The following is a 22,143-nucleotide window of genomic DNA, read 5'->3' as shown; positions in this document are numbered from 1 at the left end:
GTATTATGTGCGAGTTCGGACCAAAAGGGAATTGACCTGCGGCAAAAAAAACGCAAACGTTTTCAGAACCTGTTTCAGGGCAGATTTTGCTCCTTCTTTGCACTCAACCCGCCGTAATCATTTATCGTCCGCCAGGCGACATGACACGGTGCTATTACCTGACACCAGTTTGTCTGACGCTGGCTTTTAGGCGGCACGACTCCCGCATTACTTAACGCTTTACCATTTACGCTCACCTGAATCAGGTTAATGTAGTAAGGCGTTGGGTTAGTGAGTTGTACACCCTGCGAATTCCGTGTCCAGCGTAATTGTTGATAAGCTTCCAGCGGGTCGCCCGGCAAACCTTCGGGTCGCCAGAACAGTTTAAATACCGAGCGCATCGCCACTTTTACGCTCTGATTTTCAACTTTGCCGGATGGCACGCTGGCAATGCTTAACTCAAATAGCGTTTCGCGATCCACAGGCAAGATGTCGCTTTCCGTTCTCAGCAAGCGCAACGTGCCTGTAGTACCGGGCTTCAGGAGAATAAGTGGCGGAGCGGCCAGTAATAGTGCTGGCACTGTCGACGCTTCCCCCCCGGCCCAACGCGTTGGGCGATTGATTTTGCTGTTAATAAGCCAAGATTCCTGACTGGTATTAGTCAGTAAAATAGATATCGATTCTCTGTCTGCCGGAAAGATAAATCGCGTTCCGCCGACCACCACTCCTGCCTGCAATTCACCCGCCACCAGCAGCGATAAAACGGCGAAAATCAAGAGCGCTAATCTGTTCCACGTATTAGTCATAATGAAGTACAAATGTCGCGCTGGCATTCACTTTACCCGACTGCACATCGCTATTGACAGGTCGCAATTGCGCATAAAAAGTTAATGGCACCTTACCGCTATGTAGGCTGTAGTCTTTACTCGCCTGGTTAAGCGGAATCAATATCTTCGCATCATCCAGAATCGCAATTGCCAGCCCACTGGCTGCATCCGTACCACTTTCAATGGACAGCATTTCGCTCTGCACTCCGTCGGGGGTTCCTGAAAAGGTGACATCAACCGTGCTGACATCTGTTCCGCAATCCTGCAAATTAATGATGAAAGATTTCTCCGGGCCATAATTCCCATGAAAAAAACGTGTCAGCGAGACATCGCCTAACTGCACATTGATTTGCTTGCTATCCTGTGCCAGCACGCATGTATTACGGCGAAACGATCCGCTAATGTTGACCGTGCCATCATGGGCAAATAGCTCACAGCCCCCCGTTAATCCCAGTAAGAACAGAATCCAGATTATCCGTTTCAACATCACTCCTTCACTGGTAAACCAGATCAAAATAGAGAACCGCCGTCGCATTACCGCCCGTTGCTCCCGCCTTTGTGGACTTATAACGAAGTTGATATTTGAGTGTGTTATCCCCGGCTTTTAAGGGCGTAAGAGGCTGGACCTGATTGAGCGGGATTTCTTGCTGACTTTGCGCATCAAGAATTTGCACGGCAATCCCCGTTGCCATACCACCGCTTCCGCCTGTGTCAGTTAGTTTGAGCAGTGTCGGCGCAAGGGTGTCAGCCTCGCCGCTAAAAAGGACGTCCGCGCCAGTAATACCAGCGGCACAACCGGTGATATCAATATTCAAATCAGCAGCAGTGCTTACGGTATTCGCGGCCTGAAAATCACTGATATTAAAATCACCAATATGAATATTTTGTAATGCACTTTTGGTGGCGACATCACAGCCCTGATCGACCACATTCCCATAAATATGCATACTGACTTGTTCAGGCCCAGCCATCCCGACATGGATGTTAAGAAGGCTAAAGAACAAAATAACGCACTGATATATCGTTTTTTTCTTCATACGTTCACGCGTTAATCAAAATTTATTCTCACCGTTGCCGTGGCTTCAAATCGCCCGGTTTCTGGTGGTACGCCTGTCGTGCTGACTGGATAGACATTCATTCGCGGATACTGTCTGCATCATCAGGAATAGAGAGCGGTAGTGTCCCACCAGCAGGGGAAATAATGTTGTGCTGGCTATCGGTCACCACCACGCCCACGCCAGGACGTGACGTCTTAATCGCCTGGGGATAGCTGGGGTCTGAGGTTGCCGTCAGACTCAGATTGACGTTAACTAACCCTGCGTTTCCCGTGTTACACCTGACCGGAATTGCAAGTTCTGCCGTTCTGGCCCCAAGAGGCTTATGCCCTACAACACGAAAGTTAGCCGCAAATACGTCGCCCAGATCAACCTCGATTGTTTCTCCGGCATTGACGGAACATGAGCCAAGTGAATTGATCGTACCAGACAGGTAATACACTAAAACCGGTGTACCAGTAGTCGTGCAGGAATCACCTGCGGGTATGTTGTAGCATTCAAATAATCGCGCCAGCGCCATAGGAGGAATGACGACCGAACCAACGAACGGCTGCAATATTTTCAGGGAAAAGCTACCGCTATTACCGCTAGCCCCCTGGCCACCTAAACGTTGACCGCCGGGATCGCAAATATGCCATCGTGTATCTGCCCCTGTGCCCACGTTTTCGAAAGGAACCGCAGTAGGAGAACTGCCTTTAACCTGCAATAAAACTTTGGCGGCAAGATAGTCATTAATTTTGTACCAGTTGTCGCCTAAATAGACTAACGGTGAATCCGCGGCGAATGCCCATCGGCCACTTCTGACATTGTCTTTATCGCAATCACAGGAAACATAATAATCATTCGATTCGTTCCACTGATAAAATTTGTCTTTAACTACTCCAGCCGTATTTTCTTCTTCATCCAGAGTTTTAACGCCAAAATTGACGCCAATATACGGATTCCCCTGAGTGGTATGACACTGCCCGATATAAGCAGCAGTTTGAGCGCACCATAGCATTAAGACGGCGGCAAAAAATAGTCGTAGTAATAACACGCATTTTTCTCCAAAGATTATCTGCATATGGCATCCATTCGCGTAATCGCAGAGTTAATTTGTTGTTCGGTAAGCTGGTAACTGATATGACAAATTTGATCGGGAGCTTCGCCCCAGCGTACAGTTATCGCTCCCTGAGCGGGCAAACCGGACATATAGAGCGAGCCATCATCATCAATAATGCCGCTATTAGTCTGTATGCCGTCCAGCGTCGCTATCGCGCCAAAACGCAGCGGTATACCCTGCTTTGATGTTTTCATTAATACCCTTGCTCCCGCATGGGCATTGAACTCCGCCAGAACCAACGCCCCTTTGGTGGGAACCACGTTGACTACTGCATTTTCAAGATCCACGTTACGTTTTAACGATGCCGCATCAAGTGCGATTCGATTTTCCCGATAAGAAGTGGCATAGGGGACAACGGTATATCCGCGCCAGTCAGTTTTCAGCCCGGTGCTGTTCGCCACACGAGTATTCTCTGCGCCTGGTGCTGCAATCAGCACGTTAGTTTCCCCCAGCGATTGCCCCAGGGTAATGCCCTGTGAATGGGCAACTAAACTGCCTGAAAGAGCGTAGTTCAGTTGTTGTTGACTGCCGTTATCGCTGTAGTTGTAGCCCACTCGGGCATCTGCAAACGCCCCTTTGTAGTCCATGCTGGCGCTACCATTAGCCGTTTTCCCCTCGCTGTTATATCCCTGTTGCACGCTGTAGCTCAGGTTACCGTCATCGAGTAGTGTCTCCGTTAAACCCAGGTTTTGTGTAATGTGCCCTTCGTTATCGATACTGGTGTTAGAGGTCATCCAGGCGTAATTTTTTTTCCTGGTATAGCTATCATTACTTCTGGGGAGCAACAGATTGAGCGGCAGGGAAAAATTTAGTGCAAACACCTGATCAGCATCAGGTTGACCACGGGACTTACTGTAGTTCCAGGAAACCCCCAGCGAGAGATCTTTAATTTGCGTGTTGTAGCCAAACTGTAATAGCCGATCCTGTTGATCGGTATGCCAGTAAGTTTGCTGGCTACCACTTAAATAAAACGAACCGTACTCGCCTAATTGCTGGGAGATATTGACCTGCAGTTTGCCACGTTTGGTGTAAAACAAATTGTAATAACGCGACCACATCGGCGTATCTTCATCATCACCGTCATTAAATTCGTAGCCATCCATATGTTTATACATGGTGTCGGAAAGGGTGTAGAAACCCGACGTCGAATAGCGATAGCCCATCAATTGAAAATTAGTGCCCAATTGGTTGAGCGTTTTGGCATACAGAAAACGATATGACTGACCTTTATGTTCGCTTTGGTCTGCCAGCGTACTCTTCGCCTGGGTCGCATCGAACGAAATTGCTCCGAAATCGCCAAGGTTAAATCCCAGACCAAACATGGCGGCACGGTAATATTCAGCATATTGTCCACCACCATACCATGTCGTTCCCCACGGTCCGCCCCACTGCAACGTGGTCTGGGCAAATTTGCTCTCCTGCTGTTCATTACTATTGGTTCTGTATTTCGCCAGTGTCACCGCGTATTTGATTCGCCCCTGACGCTGGAGTAATGGCACGCTGGAAAACGGTACGCTGTAGCTATTGACGCTGCCGTCCGCTTCTTTGATTTCAACTAACAAATCACCGCTCGACGACGTGGAATAGAGATCACTAATTTCAAAAGCACCAGGCGATACATAAGTTTGGTAAATGGTGTAACCATTTTGCTTAATCGTTATCTGGGCATTGCTTTTGGCGATACCACGCACCACAGGCGCAAACCCTTTCAGGCTGTCTGGCAGCATGTTGTCATCTGACGCCAGCTGCACACCACGAAAGCTGACACTATCGAAAAAATCGCCTGCAGTATAATCATCACCTACGGTCAGTTCGCCTTTTAGTGGAATAACCGCCCGCTGCAAATAGCTGCTGAGATTCTTCCATTCTGCGGTTTGGCCACTACTGCGACTCCATGTTGAATTGTTGCGTAATCTCCATGGGCCTAAATTAACGCCACTGTTTAAATTCAGAAAATAGCTGTCGCCAGAATCACTGTCTGCGCTGCTATGAATACTGTTAGCCCCGCTAAACGAATATCCCAGTAATAGCGCGTTGATCCCTTCATCCCAACGTTCAGGGGGGACATAACCACGGGCATTACTTTTGATGGCGATTTGCGGTACTGAAATTTCCAGACGGAGTTTATTCACATTAAACGTTACGCTGGCATCCGGAATAATCTCCGCCAATGGCACACACACTTGTTTGTCCAGTTGTTTAAAAGCCGGAAACGCATCAGTATTAACACCCATTGCATCCAGGCTTTCAGTCGTCAAACAGGCGGCAATCCCCTTCTCTGGCGTTATCTCAACAAAATTGACGTTGCGCGTATCTACAATTGTCTGATTCAGAACAATATCGACACGATAAACCCCTGGCGTTATTTTTTGTCCTTTTTCGAAACGAGACAAATCGGCCACCATTGAGGGATCATCTTTGAAAAAAGCAGGATCGAACCAGGTTTCAGCTTGTGCATTGAACGCTGCCGACACAAACACCACCAGCCCACCAATAAACGATGGCACTCCACCAGAGCTTAACAGGCTGTGTTGTCGATGAGTTCTATACATCTCGCTCTCTTAACTGAAGACGGCTTACGATTTACAGTTGAGTTGCGGCGTTTCCGCCCCGTAGTCATTGATGGTTCGATACGTGGGTAATGCTGCCAACTTACTGATTTAGTGTATGATGGTGATTTTAAGGTGCTTGCGTGGCTTCCATTTCCATCAGATGTCCTTCCTGCTCCGCTACTGAAGGCGTGGTGCGTAACGGCAAAAGCACTGCCGGACATCAGCGCTATCTCTGCTCTCATTGCCGTAAAACATGGCAACTACAGTTCACTTACACCGCCTCTCAGCCCGGTACGCACCAGAAAATCATTGATATGGCCATGAATGGCGTCGGATGTCGCGCCAGTGCACGCATTATGGGCGTTGGCCTCAACACGGTTTTACGTCACTTAAAAAACTCAGGCCGCAGTCGGTAACCTCGCGCATACAACCGGGCAGTGATGTGATTGTCTGCGCTGAAATGGACGAACATTGGGGCTACGTCGGTGCTAAATCACGTCAGCGCTGGCTGTTTTACGCGTATGACAGGATACGGAGGACGGTTGTGGCGCACGTCTTCGGTGAACGCACTCTGGCCACACTGGAGCGTCTTCTGAGCCTGCTGTCGGCCTTTGAGGTCGTGGTATGGATGACGGATGGCTGGCCGCTGTATGAATCACGCCTGAAGGGAAAGCTGCACGTTATCAGCAAGCGTTACACTCAGCGCATTGAGCGACATAATCTGAATCTGAGACAACATCTGGCAAGGCTGGGACGGAAGTCACTGTCGTTCTCAAAATCGGTGGAGCTGCATGACAAGGCCATCGGGCATTATCTGAACATAAAACACTATCAGTAAGTTGGAGTCATTACCGAATCCGCTAACTGAATATTCGACGTTTCGGTACCGGGAGTTACCGATGTAGAACCATCTGGCAGATACATTTGTAGAGCAACATTCGTCGCTGCTTATGTTCAGATAATGCCCGATGACCTTGTCATGCAGCTCCACCGATTTTGAGAACGACAGTGACTTCCGTCCCAGCCTTGCCAGATGTTGTCTCAGATTCAGATTATGTCGCTCAATGCGCTGAGTGTAACGCTTGCTGATAACGTGCAGCTTTCCCTTCAGGCGTGATTCATACAGCGGCCAGCCATCCGTCATCCATACCACGACCTCAAAGGCCGACAGCAGGCTCAGAAGACGCTCCAGTGTGGCCAGAGTGCGTTCACCGAAGACGTGCGGCACAACCGTCCTCCGTATCCTGTCATACGCGTAAAACAGCCAGCGCTGACGTGATTTAGCACCCGACGTAGCCCCAATGTTCGTCCATTTCAGCGCAGACAATCACATCACTGCCCGGTTGTATGCGCGAGGTTACCGACTGCGGCCTGAGTTTTTTAAGTGACGTAAAACCGTGTTGAGGCCAACGCCCATAATGCGTGCACTGGCGCGACATCCGACGCCATTCATGGCCATATCAATGATTTTCTGGTGCGTACCGGGCTGAGAGGCGGTGTAAGTGAACTGTAGTTGCCATGTTTTACGGCAATGAGAGCAGAGATAGCGCTGATGTCCGGCAGTGCTTTTGCCGTTACGCACCACGCCTTCAGTAGCGGAGCAGGAAGGACATCTGATGGAAATGGAAGCCACGCAAGCACCTTAAAATCACCATCATACACTAAATCAGTAAGTTGGCAGCATTACCCTGATGGTGATTTTAAGGTGCTTGCGTGGCATCGGTGGTAGCCTGGTTGGCAAATGCTGTAGGTTGCACGCCGTCAGCCGTACCACTAAAGGTAAACGTCGCATTTTTAGTTACAGTAACATCACAGCCTTCTAAGGCAATTGGTACATCAGTTTTAACGCCAGAGACTGCTCCATTAGTTTGCAACTTGGTGGCGCTGACATTTGGCAATGTGACTACTGAATCTTTCGTCGCAGCTACCAGGGTACAAGCTGGAGCAATAACTTTACCATTAACATTTTCTTGTCTCTCCGACAGACTGACCGAATTGTTATCAATGTTAACAAAAAAAAGAACAATTGGTTATAAGGAGAGAGTATGCGTGTCATCACCCTGGCGGGTAGTCCTCGCTTTCCTTCTCGCTCCAGCTCCTTGCTGGAATATGCGCGGGAAAAACTAAATGGCCTAGATGTAGAGGTTTATCACTGGAATCTGCAAAACTTCGCCCCGGAAGATCTGCTTTATGCTCGTTTCGATAGTCCGGCACTCAAGACCTTCACCGAACAGCTGCAACAGGCTGATGGGCTGATTGTCGCCACGCCTGTGTATAAAGCCGCCTATTCCGGCGCGCTGAAAACCCTGCTCGACCTGCTGCCAGAGCGCGCTTTGCAAGGCAAAGTGGTGCTACCGCTGGCGACGGGCGGTACCGTGGCCCATCTGCTGGCGGTCGATTATGCCCTTAAACCAGTTTTAAGCGCACTGAAAGCTCAGGAGATCCTGCACGGCGTGTTTGCCGATGACTCACAATTAATTGATTACCATCACAGACCCCAGTTCACGCCAAATCTGCAAACCCATCTTGATACCGCGCTAGAAACTTTCTGGCAGGCATTGCACCGCCGCGATGTTCAGGTTCCTGACCTTCTGTCTCTGCGAGGTAATGCCCATGCGTAACATCATTAAACTGGCGCTGGCGGGATTGCTTAGCGTCTCTACTTTTGCGGTTGCTGCAGAATCCTCGCCTGAAGCGTTACGTATAGGCTATCAGAAAGGCAGTATTGGTATGGTGCTGGCAAAAAGCCACCAGTTACTGGAAAAACGCTATCCGCAATCAAAAATCTCCTGGGTGGAGTTCCCCGCGGGTCCGCAAATGTTGGAAGCGTTAAACGTTGGCAGTATTGATCTCGGCAGTACCGGGGATATTCCGCCAATCTTTGCCCAGGCTGCCGGGGCTGATTTGGTATATGTGGGCGTCGAGCCACCGAAGCCCAAAGCCGAAGTGATTCTGGTGGCAGAAAACAGCCCGATCAAAACCGTAGCCGATCTTAAAGGTCACAAAGTTGCCTTTCAGAAAGGTTCCAGTTCACACAACCTTTTACTGCGTGCACTGCGTCAGGCCGGACTTAAATTCACCGATATCCAGCCCACTTACCTGACGCCTGCCGATGCCCGCGCCGCGTTCCAGCAAGGTAACGTTGACGCCTGGGCTATCTGGGATCCCTACTACTCCGCTGCGTTATTACAGGGCGGCGTGCGGGTGCTGAAAGACGGCACCGATCTCAATCAAACTGGATCGTTTTATCTGGCAGCTCGTCCCTATGCAGAAAAAAACGGCGCTTTTATTCAGGGCGTACTGGCAACCTTTAGTGAGGCCGATGCGTTAACCCGCAGCCAGCGCGAACAAAGCATCGCTTTACTGGCAAAAACGATGGGCTTACCGGCACCGGTGATTGCCTCTTACTTAGATCATCGCCCTCCTACCACCATCAAACCGGTTAACGCCGAGGTTGCCGCCTTACAGCAGCAAACGGCAGATCTGTTTTATGAAAACCGTCTGGTGCCGAAAAAAGTCGATATTCGCCAGCGCATCTGGCAGCCCACTCAACTGGAAGGAAAACAATTATGAGTCTGAATATGTTCTGGTTTTTACCGACCCACGGTGACGGGCACTATCTGGGAACGGAAGAAGGTTCACGCCCGGTTGATCACGGTTATCTGCAACAAATTGCGCAAGCGGCGGATCGTCTGGGCTATACCGGTGTGCTGATCCCAACGGGGCGATCGTGTGAAGATGCGTGGCTGGTTGCAGCGTCGATGATCCCGGTGACGCAGCGGCTGAAGTTTCTTGTCGCCCTGCGTCCCAGCGTAACCTCACCTACTGTTGCCGCCCGCCAGGCCGCCACGCTTGACCGTCTCTCAAATGGTCGTGCGTTGTTTAATCTGGTCACAGGCAGCGATCCACAAGAGCTGGCAGGCGACGGCGTGTTCCTTGATCATAGCGAGCGCTACGAAGCCTCGGCGGAATTTACCCAGGTCTGGCGGCGCTTATTGCTGGGGGAAACCGTCAATTTCAACGGTAAACATATTCATGTGCGCGGAGCAAAACTGCTCTTCCCGCCGATTCAACAGCCTTATCCTCCGCTTTACTTTGGCGGATCGTCAGATGTCGCCCAGGAGCTGGCGGCAGAACAAGTTGATCTCTACCTCACCTGGGGCGAACCGCCGGAACTTGTTAAAGAGAAAATCGAACAAGTGCGGGCGAAAGCTGCCGCGTATGGGCGCAAAATTCGTTTCGGTATTCGTCTGCATGTGATTGTTCGTGAAACTAACGACGAAGCGTGGCAGGCCGCCGAGCGGTTAATCTCGCATCTTGATGATGAGACTATCGCCAAAGCACAAGCCGCATTCGCCCGGACGGATTCCGTAGGACAACAGCGAATGGCGGCGCTACATAACGGCAAGCGCGACAATCTGGAGATCAGCCCCAATTTATGGGCGGGCGTTGGCTTAGTGCGCGGCGGTGCCGGAACGGCGCTGGTGGGCGATGGTCCTACGGTCGCCGCGCGAATCAACGAATACGCCGCGCTTGGCATCGACAGCTTTGTGCTTTCGGGCTACCCGCATCTGGAAGAAGCGTATCGGGTTGGCGAGTTGCTGTTCCCACATCTGGATGTCGCCATTCCGGAAATTCCCCAGCCGCAGCCGCTGAATCCGCAAGGCGAAGCGGTGGCAAATGATTTTATCCCCCGTAAAGTCGCGCAAAGCTAAGGAACACGATGATGGCAACGCCAGTGAAGAAGTGGTTATTGCGCGTTGCCCCCTGGTTTTTACCGGTGGGCATCGTGGCGGTGTGGCAACTGGCCTCCTCGGTTGGCTGGCTGTCGACGCGTATTTTGCCTTCACCGGAAGGAGTGGTGACGGCGTTCTGGACGCTCTCCGCCAGCGGCGAACTGTGGCAGTAGACTGGCCCCCTGAATCTCCAGACAACCAGTATCACTTATTTAAGTGATAGTCTTAATACTAGTTTTTAGACTAGTCATTGGAGAACAGATGATTGATGTCTTAGGGCCGGAGAAACGCAGACGGCGTACCACACAGGAAAAGATCGCAATTGTTCAGCAGAGCTTTGAACCGGGGATGACGGTCTCCCTCGTTGCCCGGCAACATGGTGTAGCAGCCAGCCAGTTATTTCTCTGGCGTAAGCAATACCAGGAAGGAAGTCTTACTGCTGTGGCCGCCGGAGAACAGGTTGTTCCTGCCTCTGAACTTGCTGCCGCCATGAAGCAGATTAAAGAACTCCAGCGCCTGCTCGGCAAGAAAACGATGGAAAATGAACTCCTCAAAGAAGCCGTTGAATATGGACGGGCAAAAAAGTGGATAGCGCACGCGCCCTTATTGCCCGGGGATGGGGAGTAAGCTTAGTCAGCCGTTGTCTCCGGGTGTCGCGTGCGCAGTTGCACGTCATTCTCAGACGAACCGATGACTGGATGGATGGCCCCCGCAGTCGTCACACTGATGATACGGATGTGCTTCTCCGTATACACCATGTTATCGGAGAGCTGCCCACGTATGGTTATCGTCGGGTATGGGCGCTGCTTCGCAGACAGGCAGAACTTGATGGTATGCCTGCGATCAATGCCAAACGTGTTTACCGGCTCATGCGCCAGAATGCGCTGTTGCTTGAGCGAAAACCTGCTGTACCGCCATCGAAACGGGCACATACAGGCAGAGTAGCCGTGAAAGAAAGCAATCAGCGATGGTGCTCTGACGGGTTCGAGTTCTGCTGTGATAACGGAGAGAGACTGCGTGTCACGTTCGCGCTGGACTGCTGTGATCGTGAGGCACTGCACTGGGCGGTGACTACCGGCGGCTTCAACAGTGAAACAGTACAGGACGTCATGCTGGGAGCGGTGGAACGCCGCTTCGGCAACGATCTTCCGTCGTCTCCAGTGGAGTGGCTGACGGATAATGGTTCATGCTACCGGGCTAATGAAACACGCCAGTTCGCCCGGATGTTGGGACTTGAACCGAAGAACACGGCGGTGCGGAGTCCGGAGAGTAACGGAATAGCAGAGAGCTTCGTGAAAACGATAAAGCGTGACTACATCAGTATCATGCCCAAACCAGACGGGTTAACGGCAGCAAAGAACCTTGCAGAGGCGTTCGAGCATTATAACGAATGGCATCCGCATAGTGCGCTGGGTTATCGCTCGCCACGGGAATATCTGCGGCAGCGGGCTTGTAATGGGTTAAGTGATAACAGATGTCTGGAAATATAGGGGCAAATCCAGGCAGCATCTGGCGATCAGTTCCTGGCGGGCGCTGATTGGCTTTTCAATTGGCGGATCGCTGGGCCTGATTCTGGGACTGATTAGCGGACTGTCGCGCTGGGGAGAAAGGCTGCTGGATACCTCAATTCAGATGTTGCGCAACGTGCCGCATCTGGCGCTGATCCCGCTGGTGATTTTGTGGTTTGGCATTGATGAATCCGCGAAAATCTTTCTGGTGGCGCTCGGTACGCTGTTCCCCATTTATATCAACACCTGGCATGGCATCCGTAATATCGATCGCGGGCTGGTGGAGATGGCGCGTAGCTATGGATTATCCGGCATACCGCTGTTTATCCATGTGATCCTGCCCGATGCCCTGCCCTCAATTATGGTCGGCGTGCGTTTTGCGTTGGGCCTGATGTGGCTGACGCTGATTGTTGCCGAAACCATTTCTGCCAATTCCGGCATTGGTTATCTGGCGATGAATGCGCGAGAGTTTTTGCAAACAGACGTGGTGGTAGTCGCTATTATTCTTTACGCCCTGCTCGGCAAACTTGCTGACGTCAGCGCGCAGCTGTTAGAGCGCCTCTGGTTGCGCTGGAACCCGGCTTATCATTTGAAGGAGACCACGATATGAATACTGCTCGTCTGAACCAGGGCACACCATTGTTGCTCAATGCAGTAAGCAAACATTACGCGGAAAATATCGTCCTGAACCAACTGGATTTACATATTCCGGCAGGTCAGTTTGTGGCGGTGGTGGGCCGCAGCGGTGGTGGTAAAAGTACCCTGCTGCACCTGCTGGCCGGTCTGGAAACGCCAACCGCAGGCGATGTGTTAGCGGGCACCACACCGCTGGCTGAAATTCAGGATGATACGCGAATGATGTTTCAGGATGCGCGTCTGCTGCCGTGGAAATCGGTGATTGATAACGTTGGGTTAGGCCTTAAAGGTCAGTGGCGCGATGCCGCGCGTCGGGCGTTGGCTGCGGCAGGACTGGAGAATCGCGCCGGGGAATGGCCTGCCGCACTTTCTGGCGGGCAGAAACAGCGTGTGGCGCTGGCAAGAGCGTTGATTCATCGACCGGGTTTATTGTTGCTTGATGAACCGCTCGGGGCACTGGACGCCTTAACGCGACTCGAGATGCAGGATTTGATTGTGTCACTTTGGCAGCAGCACGGCTTTACCGTACTGTTGGTGACGCATGATGTGAGCGAAGCGGTAGCAATGGCTGACCGGGTGTTGTTAATTGAAGAGGGAAAAATTAGTCTGGATTTGACAGTGGATATCCCCCGTCCGCGTCGATTAGGGTCGGTGCGATTAGCGGAGCTGGAAGCGGAAGTATTGCAACGGGTAATGCGGCGTGGGCATTCTGAACAACTGATTCGGCGTCATGGTTAATATGCCGGATGTGGCGCACAAAACCAGCATTTTCAACGGACTTGTAGGCCTGATAAGACACGTCAAGCATCGCATCAGGCAGTTGGGCACGGCTGCCGGATGCGGCGTGAACGCCTTATCCAGCCTACAAAACCAGCAATTTCAACGGAGTTGTAGGCCTGATAAGACGCGTCAAGCGTCGCATCAGGCATTTTGGCTCAAAAGTATCAAGCCAGTGCTTTAGTTATCTTCTCGTAAAGATCGCCAGAGAGATTTTCCAGCCCTTTCAACTGTTCCAGCGCCGCGCGCATTTTCTCCTGACGTTTGGCATCATAACGTTTCAGGCGAATCAGCGGTTCAATCAGACGTGAAGCTACCTGCGGGTTACGGCTGTTGAGGTCGGTAAGCATTTCCACCAGGAACTGGTAACCGCTGCCATCTTCGGCATGGAACGCTGCCGGGTTGCTGCCCGCAAACGCACCAATCAACGAACGAATACGGTTCGGGTTGCTCATGGTAAATGAGCGATGCTGCAACAGACCACGCACCGTCTCCAGCACATTCGCCGCCGGGCTGGTGGCTTGCAGGATAAACCATTTATCCATCACCAGACCGTCCTGATGCCACTTATCGTCGTACTCCTGCATCAGCGCGTCACGGCAAGGCAGCTGTGCAGCAACCGCCGCAGAAAGCGCTGCCAGCGCATCGGTCATATTGTTTGCTTCATGGTATTGCTTGCTCACCAGCACGTCAGCCAGATGCGTTTCACCAAAAGCAAGGAAGCGCAGGCAGGCATTACGCAGAGTGCGTTTTGCAATATCTTCATGCTCAACACGGTACTCGCTCTGGTAATTCGCGTTGTAAATAGCCAGCAGCTCATCCGCCAGTTCAGTCGCCAGAGTACGAGTGAGTGCTTCGCGTACTTCGGCAATAGCAATCGGGTCTATGATATCGAACAGTTCAGCCATTTCATTGACAGAAGGCAGCGTCAGGATTTCTGCCGCCAGCGCCGGATCAATCTTCTCATCGAGCAGCACCGCGCGGAAAGCGTCAGCCACATGTACCGGCAGAGACAGCGGCTGCCCTTGCTGATGACGGGCGACGTTCAGCTTGATGTAGGTTGCCAGCAAACTTTGCGCCGCATCCCAACGGGAGAAACCATTACGCGCATGACGCATCAGGAAGGTCAGTTGCTGATCGCTCCACTTATATTCCAGTTTCACTGGCGCAGAGAATTCGCACAGCAGCGCAGGCACCGGCTGGAAGTAGACATTATCAAAAACAAAGGTCTGTTCCGCCTGGGTGACGTTCAGCACGGAATTCACCGGATGACCGCCTTTCTGCAACGGGATCACTTTACCTTCGTTGTCATACAATTCGATGGCAAACGGAATATGCAGCGGCTGTTTTTCTGCCTGATCCGGCGTGGCTGGCGTGCGCTGGCTGATGGTCAGGGTGTACTGCTCAGTTTCCGGATTGTAGTCGTCTTTGACGGTCACAACCGGCGTACCGGACTGGCTGTACCAACGGCGGAAATGGGAGAGATCAACATTCGACGCATCTTCCATCGCCTGCACAAAGTCGTCACAGGTCGCTGCGCTACCATCATGACGCTCGAAATAGAGTTGCATCCCTTTCTGGAAGTTTTCTTCGCCCAGCAGGGTGTGGATCATACGGATCACTTCCGCGCCCTTCTCGTAAACGGTCAGGGTGTAGAAGTTGTTCATCTCAATGACCATGTCCGGGCGGATTGGGTGCGCCATCGGGCTGGCGTCTTCCGCAAACTGCAATCCGCGCATGGTGCGCACATTATTGATGCGGTTAACTGCGCGGGAACCAAGGTCAGAGCTGAATTCCTGATCGCGGAAGACGGTTAAACCTTCTTTCAGGCTGAGCTGGAACCAGTCGCGGCAGGTCACTCGGTTACCGGTCCAGTTATGGAAATATTCATGGCCGATAACGCGTTCAATATCGAGGTAATCTTTGTCGGTGGCGGTGTCGGTGCGGGCCAGCACATATTTGGAGTTAAAGATATTCAGACCCTTATTCTCCATTGCGCCCATATTGAAGAAATCCACCGCGACGATCATATAGATGTCGAGGTCATACTCCAGGCCAAAGCGTTCTTCATCCCATTTCATGGAGTTTTTCAGCGAGGTCATCGCCCACGGCGCGCGATCAAGGTTGCCGCGATCGACGTACAGCTCCAGTGCTACTTCGCGACCAGAACGCGTGGTAAAGGTATCGCGCAGTACATCAAAGTCGCCTGCCACCAGCGCAAACAGGTAGCACGGTTTCGGGAACGGGTCCTGCCACTGTACCCAATGGCGTCCGTTTTCGAGTTCGCCTTGCGCAACGCGGTTACCATTGGAAAGCAGGAAGGGATATTTGATTTTATCGGCAATAATTTTGGTGGTAAAACGCGCCAGCACGTCCGGGCGGTCGAGATAATACGTAATATGGCGGAAACCTTCGGCTTCACACTGGGTGCAAAGCGCATCGCCTGACTGATAAAGCCCTTCCAGCGCCGTATTCGCCGCCAGGCTTATTTCATTAATGATCTTAAGCGTAAAACGCTCCGGCAAATTACTGATGACCAGTGCGCCCTCTTCTTCTTCTTTCCAGGCGGTCCACGGCTCATCATTAATATGAACAGAAACCAGTTTGAGGTCTTCGCCGTTGAGACGAAGCGGAGCATCTGATGCACCATGACGGACAGCCTGGCTGACCGCGGTAACGACCGTCTTTTGCGCGTCGAGGTCAAAGGTCAAGTCAATATCAGTAATCTGGTAATCCGGCGCACGATAATCGTGACGGTATTTGGCTTGTGGCTGTTGAGTCATAAATAACCTTTAGCATCTTTTATAGAGTCTGGTGTTCAGTCTATTCCTGTTGCGTAAATCGCGCTATGCAGAATCTTCATCTTTTCAGGTACAAACGCCTTTATTGCTACATTTTTATAACATACACCGCGTAATGCCATCGACCAGAAAGGTGGCATATGGTGTGATCGGGGTTCAATAAATTGCGAAACAAGGTATACTCCAGCAGTTCCTGAAGATGTTTATTGTACTAAACGCTCCTGTACGAGGACGCTACTGCGCACCTATGACACAATTCGCTTCTCCTGTTCTGCACTCGTTGCTGGATACAGATGCTTATAAGTTGCATATGCAGCAAGCCGTGTTTCATCACTATTACGATGTGCATGTCGCGGCGGAGTTTCGTTGCCGAGGTGACGATCTGCTGGGTATTTATGCCGATGCTATTCGTGAACAGATTCAGGCGATGCAGCACCTGCGCCTGCAGGATGATGAATATCAGTGGCTCTCTGCCCTGCCTTTCTTTAAGGCCGACTATCTTAACTGGTTACGCGAGTTCCGCTTTAACCCGGAACAAGTCACCGTGTCCAACGATAATGGCAAGCTGGATATTCGCTTAAGCGGTCCGTGGCGTGAAGTCATCCTCTGGGAAGTTCCTTTGCTGGCGGTTATCAGTGAAATGGTACATCGCTATCGCTCACCGCAGGCCGACGTTGCGCAAGCCCTCGACACGCTGGAAAGCAAATTAGTCGACTTCTCGGCGTTAACCGCCGGTCTTGATATGTCGCGCTTCCATCTGATGGATTTTGGCACCCGTCGCCGTTTTTCTCGCGAAGTACAAGAAACCATCGTTAAGCGTCTGCAACAGGAATCCTGGTTCGTGGGCACCAGCAACTACGATCTGGCGCGTCGGCTTTCCCTCACGCCGATGGGAACACAGGCACACGAATGGTTCCAGGCACATCAGCAAATCAGCCCGGATCTAGCCAACAGCCAGCGAGCTGCACTTGCTGCCTGGCTGGAAGAGTATCCCGACCAACTTGGCATTGCATTAACCGACTGCATCACTATGGATGCTTTCCTGCGTGATTTCGGTGTCGAGTTCGCTAGTCGGTATCAGGGCCTGCGTCATGACTCTGGCGACCCGGTTGAATGGGGTGAAAAAGCCATTGCACATTATGAAAAGCTGGGAATTGATCCACAGAGTAAAACGCTGGTTTTCTCTGACAATCTGGATTTACGCAAAGCGGTTGAGCTATACCGCCACTTCTCTTCCCGCGTGCAATTAAGTTTTGGTATTGGGACTCGCCTGACCTGCGATATCCCCCAGGTAAAACCCCTGAATATTGTGATTAAGTTGGTAGAGTGTAACGGTAAACCGGTGGCGAAACTTTCTGACAGCCCTGGCAAAACTATCTGCCATGATAAAGCGTTTGTTCGGGCACTGCGCAAAGCGTTCGACCTTCCGCATATTAAAAAAGCCAGTTAATATCATCAGGGAGCTAATCGGCTCCCTTTTTTACCTTTAATTCCGAAATCTTTCGCTGCATTTGCGAATTCTGCTTGTCTGATTGCAGATGCCAGGTAACATAGGTATCCCCCCCATTTACGGGTGGACAAGTGTTTATTTTTTCCGACTATTAACAGAGAGAATATTATGAGCGTTGTGCCTGTAGCCGACGTACTCCAGGGCCGCGTAGCCGTTGACAGCGAAGTCACCGTACGCGGATGGGTACGTACCCGCCGAGATTCAAAAGCTGGCATCTCCTTCCTCGCCGTTTATGACGGTTCCTGCTTTGATCCTGTACAGGCTGTCATCAATAATTCTCTGCCCAATTACAATGAAGACGTCCTGCGTCTGACCACCGGCTGCTCGGTCATTGTGACGGGTAAAGTCGTGGCATCGCCGGGCCAGGGGCAACAATTTGAAATTCAGGCCAGCAAGGTTGAAGTTGCTGGTTGGGTTGAAGATCCAGACACTTACCCGATGGCGGCAAAACGCCACAGCATTGAGTATCTGCGTGAAGTCGCTCACCTGCGTCCGCGCACAAACCTGATTGGTGCCGTCGCGCGCGTTCGCCATACGCTGGCGCAGGCGCTGCATCGCTTCTTTAACGAGCAGGGATTCTTCTGGGTTTCAACGCCACTGATTACCGCATCTGATACCGAAGGTGCAGGCGAAATGTTCCGCGTTTCTACGCTGGATCTGGAAAACCTGCCGCGTAACGATCAGGGCAAAGTGGATTTCGACAAAGACTTCTTTGGTAAAGAGTCTTTCCTGACCGTATCTGGCCAGTTGAACGGCGAAACCTACGCTTGCGCATTATCCAAAATTTATACCTTCGGCCCGACTTTCCGTGCTGAAAACTCCAACACCAGCCGTCACCTGGCGGAATTCTGGATGCTGGAGCCGGAAGTGGCGTTTGCTAACCTGAACGATATCGCGGGTCTGGCTGAAGCCATGCTGAAATATGTCTTCAAAGCGGTTCTCGAAGAACGCGCAGACGACATGAAATTCTTCGCTGAACGCGTAGATAAAGATGCCGTTTCACGTCTGGAACGCTTCATTGAAGCCGATTTCGCGCAGGTGGATTACACCGACGCAGTGACCATTCTCGAAAACTGCGGCAGGAAGTTTGAAAACCCGGTTTACTGGGGCGTCGATCTCTCTTCTGAGCATGAGCGTTATCTGGCGGAAGAACACTTTAAAGCACCGGTAGTGGTTAAAAACTATCCGAAAGATATTAAAGCGTTCTATATGCGCCTCAACGAAGACGGTAAAACCGTTGCGGCTATGGACGTTCTGGCTCCGGGCATCGGTGAGATCATTGGTGGCTCCCAGCGTGAAGAACGTCTGGACGTTCTGGACGAGCGTATGCTGGAAATGGGCCTGAATAAAGAAGATTACTGGTGGTATCGCGATCTGCGTCGCTACGGTACTGTTCCGCATTCAGGTTTCGGTCTTGGTTTTGAACGCCTGATTGCTTACGTAACTGGCGTGCAAAACGTGCGTGATGTGATTCCGTTCCCACGTACTCCGCGCAACGCCAGCTTCTGATTTTCTTCCTCAAAGAGCCAGCGCCTGCTGGCTCTTTTTTATCCTTTCTGTCAAGTTATCTGTTTGTTAAGTCAAGCAATCTATTTGCACCCCCGCCATAACGATCATCCTGTTACGGAATATTACATTGCAACATTTACGCACAAAAAATAACCCGTACTCTTATTGCGGATTAGTTTTTTCTTAGCTGATAGCACAATTTTCATACTATTTTTTGGCATTCTGGATGTCTGAAAGAGGATTTTGTGCCAGGTCGATAAAGTTTCCATCAGAAACAAAATTTCCGTTTAGTTAATTTAAATATAAGTAAATCATATAAATAGATAAAAATTGCTGTAAATATCATCACGTTTCTATGGAAATATGACGGTGTTCACAAAGCTCCTTAATTTTTACTTTTGGTTACATATTTTTTCTTTTTGAAACTAAATCTTTATCTTTGTAGCACTTTCACGGTAGCGAAACGTTAGTTTGAATGGAAAGATGCCTGCAGACACATAAAGACACCAAACTCTCATCAATAGTTCCGTAAATTTTTATTGACAGAACTTATTGACGGCAGTGGCAGGTGTCATAAAAAAACCATGAGGGTAATAAATAATGATGAAGCGCAATATTCTGGCAGTGATCGTCCCTGCTCTGTTAGTAGCAGGTACTGCAAACGCTGCAGAAATCTATAACAAAGATGGCAACAAAGTAGATCTGTACGGTAAAACTGTTGGTCTGCATTATTTTTCCAAGGGTAACGGTGAAAACAGTTACGGTGGCAATGGCGACATGACCTATGCCCGTCTTGGTTTTAAAGGGGAAACTCAAATCAATTCCGATCTGACCGGTTATGGTCAGTGGGAATATAACTTCCAGGGTAACAACTCTGAAGGCGCTGACGCTCAAACTGGTAACAAAACGCGTCTGGCATTCGCGGGTCTTAAATACGCTGACGTTGGTTCTTTCGATTACGGCCGTAACTACGGTGTGGTTTATGATGCACTGGGTTACACCGATATGCTGCCAGAATTTGGTGGTGATACTGCATACAGCGATGACTTCTTCGTTGGTCGTGTTGGCGGCGTTGCTACCTATCGTAACTCCAACTTCTTTGGTCTGGTTGATGGCCTGAACTTCGCTGTTCAGTACCTGGGTAAAAACGAGCGTGACACTGCACGCCGTTCTAACGGCGACGGTGTTGGCGGTTCTATCAGCTACGAATACGAAGGCTTTGGTATCGTTGGTGCTTATGGTGCAGCTGACCGTACCAACCTGCAAGAAGCTCAACCTCTTGGCAACGGTAAAAAAGCTGAACAGTGGGCTACTGGTCTGAAGTACGACGCGAACAACATCTACCTGGCAGCGAACTACGGTGAAACCCGTAACGCTACGCCGATCACTAATAAATTTACAAACACCAGCGGCTTCGCCAACAAAACGCAAGACGTTCTGTTAGTTGCGCAATACCAGTTCGATTTCGGTCTGCGTCCGTCCATCGCTTACACCAAATCTAAAGCGAAAGACGTAGAAGGTATCGGTGATGTTGATCTGGTGAACTACTTTGAAGTGGGCGCAACCTACTACTTCAACAAAAACATGTCCACCTATGTTGACTACATCATCAACCAGATCGATTCTGACAACAAACTGGGCGTAGGTTCAGACGACACCGTTGCTGTGGGTATCGTTTACCAGTTCTAATAGCACACCTCTTTGTTAAATGCCGAAAAAACAGGACGTTGGTCCTGTTTTTTTTATGCCTTCCAGAGCAATCTCACGTCTTGCAAAAACAGCCTGCGTTTTCATCAGTAATAGTTGGAATTTTGTAAATCTCCCGTTACCCTGATAGCGGACTTCCCTTCTGTAACCATAATGGAACCTCGTCATGTTTGAGAACATTACCGCCGCTCCTGCCGACCCGATTCTGGGCCTGGCCGATCTGTTTCGTGCCGATGAACGTCCCGGCAAAATTAACCTCGGGATTGGTGTCTATAAAGATGAGACGGGCAAAACCCCGGTACTGACCAGCGTGAAAAAGGCTGAACAGTATCTGCTCGAAAATGAAACCACCAAAAATTACCTCGGCATTGACGGCATCCTTGAATTTGGTCGCTGCACTCAGGAACTGCTGTTTGGTAAAGGTAGCGCCCTGATCAATGACAAACGTGCTCGCACGGCACAGACTCCGGGTGGCACTGGCGCACTACGCGTGGCTGCCGACTTCCTGGCAAAAAATACCAGCGTTAAGCGTGTGTGGGTGAGCAACCCAAGCTGGCCGAACCATAAGAGCGTCTTTAACTCTGCAGGTCTGGAAGTTCGTGAATACGCTTATTATGATGCGGAAAATCACACCCTTGACTTCGATGCACTGATTAACAGTCTGAACGAAGCTCAGGCTGGCGACGTAGTGCTGTTCCATGGCTGCTGCCATAACCCAACCGGTATCGACCCTACGCTGGAACAATGGCAGACACTGGCACAACTCTCCGTTGAGAAAGGCTGGTTACCGCTGTTTGACTTCGCTTACCAGGGTTTTGCCCGTGGTCTGGAAGAAGATGCTGAAGGACTGCGCGCTTTCGCGGCTATGCATAAAGAGCTGATTGTTGCCAGTTCCTACTCTAAAAACTTTGGCCTGTACAACGAGCGTGTTGGCGCTTGTACTCTGGTTGCTGCCGACAGTGAAATCGTTGATCGCGCATTCAGCCAAATGAAAGCGGCGATTCGCGCTAACTACTCTAACCCTCCAGCACACGGCGCTTCTGTTGTTGCCACCATCCTGAGCAACGATGCATTACGTGCGATTTGGGAACAAGAGCTGACTGATATGCGCCAGCGTATTCAGCGTATGCGTCAGTTGTTCGTCAATACGCTGCAGGAAAAAGGTGCAAACCGCGACTTCAGCTTTATCATCAAACAGAACGGCATGTTCTCCTTCAGTGGTCTGACAAAAGAACAAGTGCTGCGTCTGCGCGAAGAGTTTGGCGTATATGCTGTTGCTTCTGGTCGCGTAAATGTGGCCGGGATGACACCAGATAACATGGCTCCGCTGTGCGAATCGATTGTGGCAGTGCTGTAAGCGTTAAAAACAATGAAGCCCGCTGAAAAGCGGGCTGAGACTGATGACAAACGCAACATTGCCTGATGCGCTACGCTTATCAGGCCT

22 protein-coding genes and 3 other annotated features are annotated in these 22,143 nt (G+C 50.8%); of the genes, 14 read left to right on the top strand and 8 right to left on the bottom strand.

Annotated features, from left to right (window positions below):
• Positions 1–74: 74 nt before the first annotated feature.
• From ycbF to ycbS, 5 genes are all read right to left on the bottom strand, one after another.
• Entirely contained in the window at positions 75–812 is a 738-nt protein-coding gene (ycbF, locus tag SF0945; RefSeq protein NP_706867.1) for a putativi pili assembly chaperone, read from the bottom strand.
• On the bottom strand, positions 778–1,341 hold the full coding sequence (locus tag SF0944; RefSeq protein ID NP_706866.1) for a fimbrial-like protein: 564 nt from the start codon (positions 1,339–1,341) through the stop codon (positions 778–780). The genes ycbF and SF0944 overlap by 35 nt, the downstream gene beginning before the upstream one ends.
• Positions 1,301–1,843 carry a fimbrial-like protein gene (locus SF0943; RefSeq protein NP_706865.1) on the bottom strand — a complete coding sequence of 181 codons (543 nt, stop codon included), beginning with the start codon at positions 1,841–1,843 and terminating at the stop codon, positions 1,301–1,303. Before SF0943 ends, SF0944 begins: the two co-directional genes overlap by 41 nt.
• Before the next feature lie 97 nt (positions 1,844–1,940).
• A complete protein-coding gene (locus SF0942) occupies positions 1,941–2,924 on the bottom strand; it encodes a FimH-like protein (RefSeq protein ID NP_706864.1) in 984 nt (327 codons plus the stop codon).
• The gene (gene ycbS, locus SF0941) at positions 2,915–5,515 is read right to left on the bottom strand and encodes an outer membrane usher protein (protein ID NP_706863.2); all 2,601 of its coding nucleotides are present in this window, start codon (positions 5,513–5,515) and stop codon (positions 2,915–2,917) included. Before ycbS ends, SF0942 begins: the two co-directional genes overlap by 10 nt.
• 85 nt (positions 5,516–5,600) lie before the next feature.
• Positions 5,601–6,368: a mobile genetic element, on the top strand.
• Between ycbS and insA (SF0940) the strand changes: the two genes are divergently transcribed.
• Positions 5,656–5,931, top strand: coding sequence for an insertion element IS1 protein InsA (insA, locus tag SF0940; RefSeq protein ID NP_706862.1), 276 nt, complete (start codon positions 5,656–5,658; stop codon positions 5,929–5,931). It overlaps the preceding feature by 276 nt.
• Positions 5,958–6,353: an insertion element IS1 protein InsB gene (insB, locus tag SF0939; RefSeq protein ID NP_706861.1), complete on the top strand. Its 396-nt coding sequence runs from the start codon at positions 5,958–5,960 to the stop codon at positions 6,351–6,353. Its footprint lies within the feature at positions 5,601–6,368.
• Before the next feature lie 95 nt (positions 6,369–6,463).
• Positions 6,464–7,203, bottom strand: a mobile genetic element (partial).
• Here the strand turns inward: insB and insA (SF0938) are convergent.
• The gene (gene insA, locus SF0938) at positions 6,873–7,148 is read right to left on the bottom strand and encodes an insertion element IS1 protein InsA (protein ID NP_706860.1); all 276 of its coding nucleotides are present in this window, start codon (positions 7,146–7,148) and stop codon (positions 6,873–6,875) included. It overlaps the preceding feature by 276 nt.
• A 25-nt stretch (positions 7,204–7,228) precedes the next feature.
• Here insA (SF0938) and SF0937 point away from each other — a divergent pair.
• From SF0937 to ssuB, 8 genes are all read left to right on the top strand, one after another.
• Positions 7,229–7,642, top strand: coding sequence for a hypothetical protein (locus SF0937; protein ID NP_706859.1), 414 nt, complete (start codon positions 7,229–7,231; stop codon positions 7,640–7,642).
• Positions 7,561–8,136 carry an NAD(P)H-dependent FMN reductase gene (ycbP, locus tag SF0936; protein NP_706858.2) on the top strand — a complete coding sequence of 192 codons (576 nt, stop codon included), beginning with the start codon at positions 7,561–7,563 and terminating at the stop codon, positions 8,134–8,136. The genes SF0937 and ycbP overlap by 82 nt, the downstream gene beginning before the upstream one ends.
• Positions 8,087–9,088, top strand: a complete 1,002-nt coding sequence (gene ycbO, locus SF0935) for a hypothetical protein (RefSeq protein NP_706857.4) — start codon at positions 8,087–8,089, stop codon at positions 9,086–9,088. The genes ycbP and ycbO overlap by 50 nt, the downstream gene beginning before the upstream one ends.
• On the top strand, positions 9,085–10,230 hold the full coding sequence (ycbN, locus tag SF0934; protein NP_706856.1) for an alkanesulfonate monooxygenase: 1,146 nt from the start codon (positions 9,085–9,087) through the stop codon (positions 10,228–10,230). The genes ycbO and ycbN overlap by 4 nt, the downstream gene beginning before the upstream one ends.
• A gap of 191 nt (positions 10,231–10,421) precedes the next feature.
• Positions 10,422–11,752 (top strand) — a mobile genetic element.
• On the top strand, positions 10,468–10,878 hold the full coding sequence (locus SF0933) for an IS2 repressor TnpA (RefSeq protein NP_706855.3): 411 nt from the start codon (positions 10,468–10,470) through the stop codon (positions 10,876–10,878). It overlaps the preceding feature by 411 nt.
• Positions 10,836–11,741 carry an IS2 transposase TnpB gene (locus SF0932; protein NP_706854.1) on the top strand — a complete coding sequence of 302 codons (906 nt, stop codon included), beginning with the start codon at positions 10,836–10,838 and terminating at the stop codon, positions 11,739–11,741. (Lies within the feature at positions 10,422–11,752.) Before SF0933 ends, SF0932 begins: the two co-directional genes overlap by 43 nt.
• Positions 11,716–12,369, top strand: a complete 654-nt coding sequence (locus tag SF0931; protein NP_706853.1) for a taurine transport system permease-like protein — start codon at positions 11,716–11,718, stop codon at positions 12,367–12,369. Before SF0932 ends, SF0931 begins: the two co-directional genes overlap by 26 nt.
• Positions 12,366–13,133: an aliphatic sulfonates ABC transporter ATP-binding protein gene (ssuB, locus tag SF0930; RefSeq protein NP_706852.1), complete on the top strand. Its 768-nt coding sequence runs from the start codon at positions 12,366–12,368 to the stop codon at positions 13,131–13,133. Before SF0931 ends, ssuB begins: the two co-directional genes overlap by 4 nt.
• A 206-nt stretch (positions 13,134–13,339) precedes the next feature.
• Here ssuB and pepN read toward each other — a convergent pair whose 3' ends face one another.
• Positions 13,340–15,955, bottom strand: a complete 2,616-nt coding sequence (gene pepN, locus SF0929) for an aminopeptidase (protein NP_706851.1) — start codon at positions 15,953–15,955, stop codon at positions 13,340–13,342.
• A gap of 265 nt (positions 15,956–16,220) precedes the next feature.
• Here pepN and pncB point away from each other — a divergent pair, with 265 nt between their 5' ends.
• From pncB to ompF, 3 genes are all read left to right on the top strand, one after another.
• Positions 16,221–17,423: a nicotinate phosphoribosyltransferase gene (pncB, locus tag SF0928; protein NP_706850.2), complete on the top strand. Its 1,203-nt coding sequence runs from the start codon at positions 16,221–16,223 to the stop codon at positions 17,421–17,423.
• Positions 17,424–17,591: 168 nt separating this feature from the next.
• Positions 17,592–18,992, top strand: a complete 1,401-nt coding sequence (gene asnC / locus SF0927) for an asparaginyl-tRNA synthetase (protein ID NP_706849.2) — start codon at positions 17,592–17,594, stop codon at positions 18,990–18,992.
• A gap of 600 nt (positions 18,993–19,592) precedes the next feature.
• Entirely contained in the window at positions 19,593–20,681 is a 1,089-nt protein-coding gene (ompF, locus tag SF0926; RefSeq protein ID NP_706848.1) for an outer membrane protein F, read from the top strand.
• 15 nt (positions 20,682–20,696) lie between these two features.
• Here ompF and SF0925a read toward each other — a convergent pair whose 3' ends face one another.
• Positions 20,697–20,867 carry a hypothetical protein gene (locus tag SF0925a; protein YP_008439236.1) on the bottom strand — a complete coding sequence of 57 codons (171 nt, stop codon included), beginning with the start codon at positions 20,865–20,867 and terminating at the stop codon, positions 20,697–20,699.
• On the opposite strand from SF0925a, the gene aspC reads away from it, so the two are divergent.
• Entirely contained in the window at positions 20,866–22,056 is a 1,191-nt protein-coding gene (gene aspC / locus SF0925) for an aromatic amino acid aminotransferase (RefSeq protein ID NP_706847.1), read from the top strand. The genes SF0925a and aspC overlap by 2 nt on opposite strands.
• Positions 22,057–22,143 lie beyond the last annotated feature (87 nt).

This window comes from Shigella flexneri 2a str. 301 (assembly GCF_000006925.2).
Taxonomy (GTDB): Bacteria; Pseudomonadota; Gammaproteobacteria; order Enterobacterales; family Enterobacteriaceae; genus ECMA0423.
This window is presented reverse-complemented; position numbering and strand designations above follow the sequence as displayed.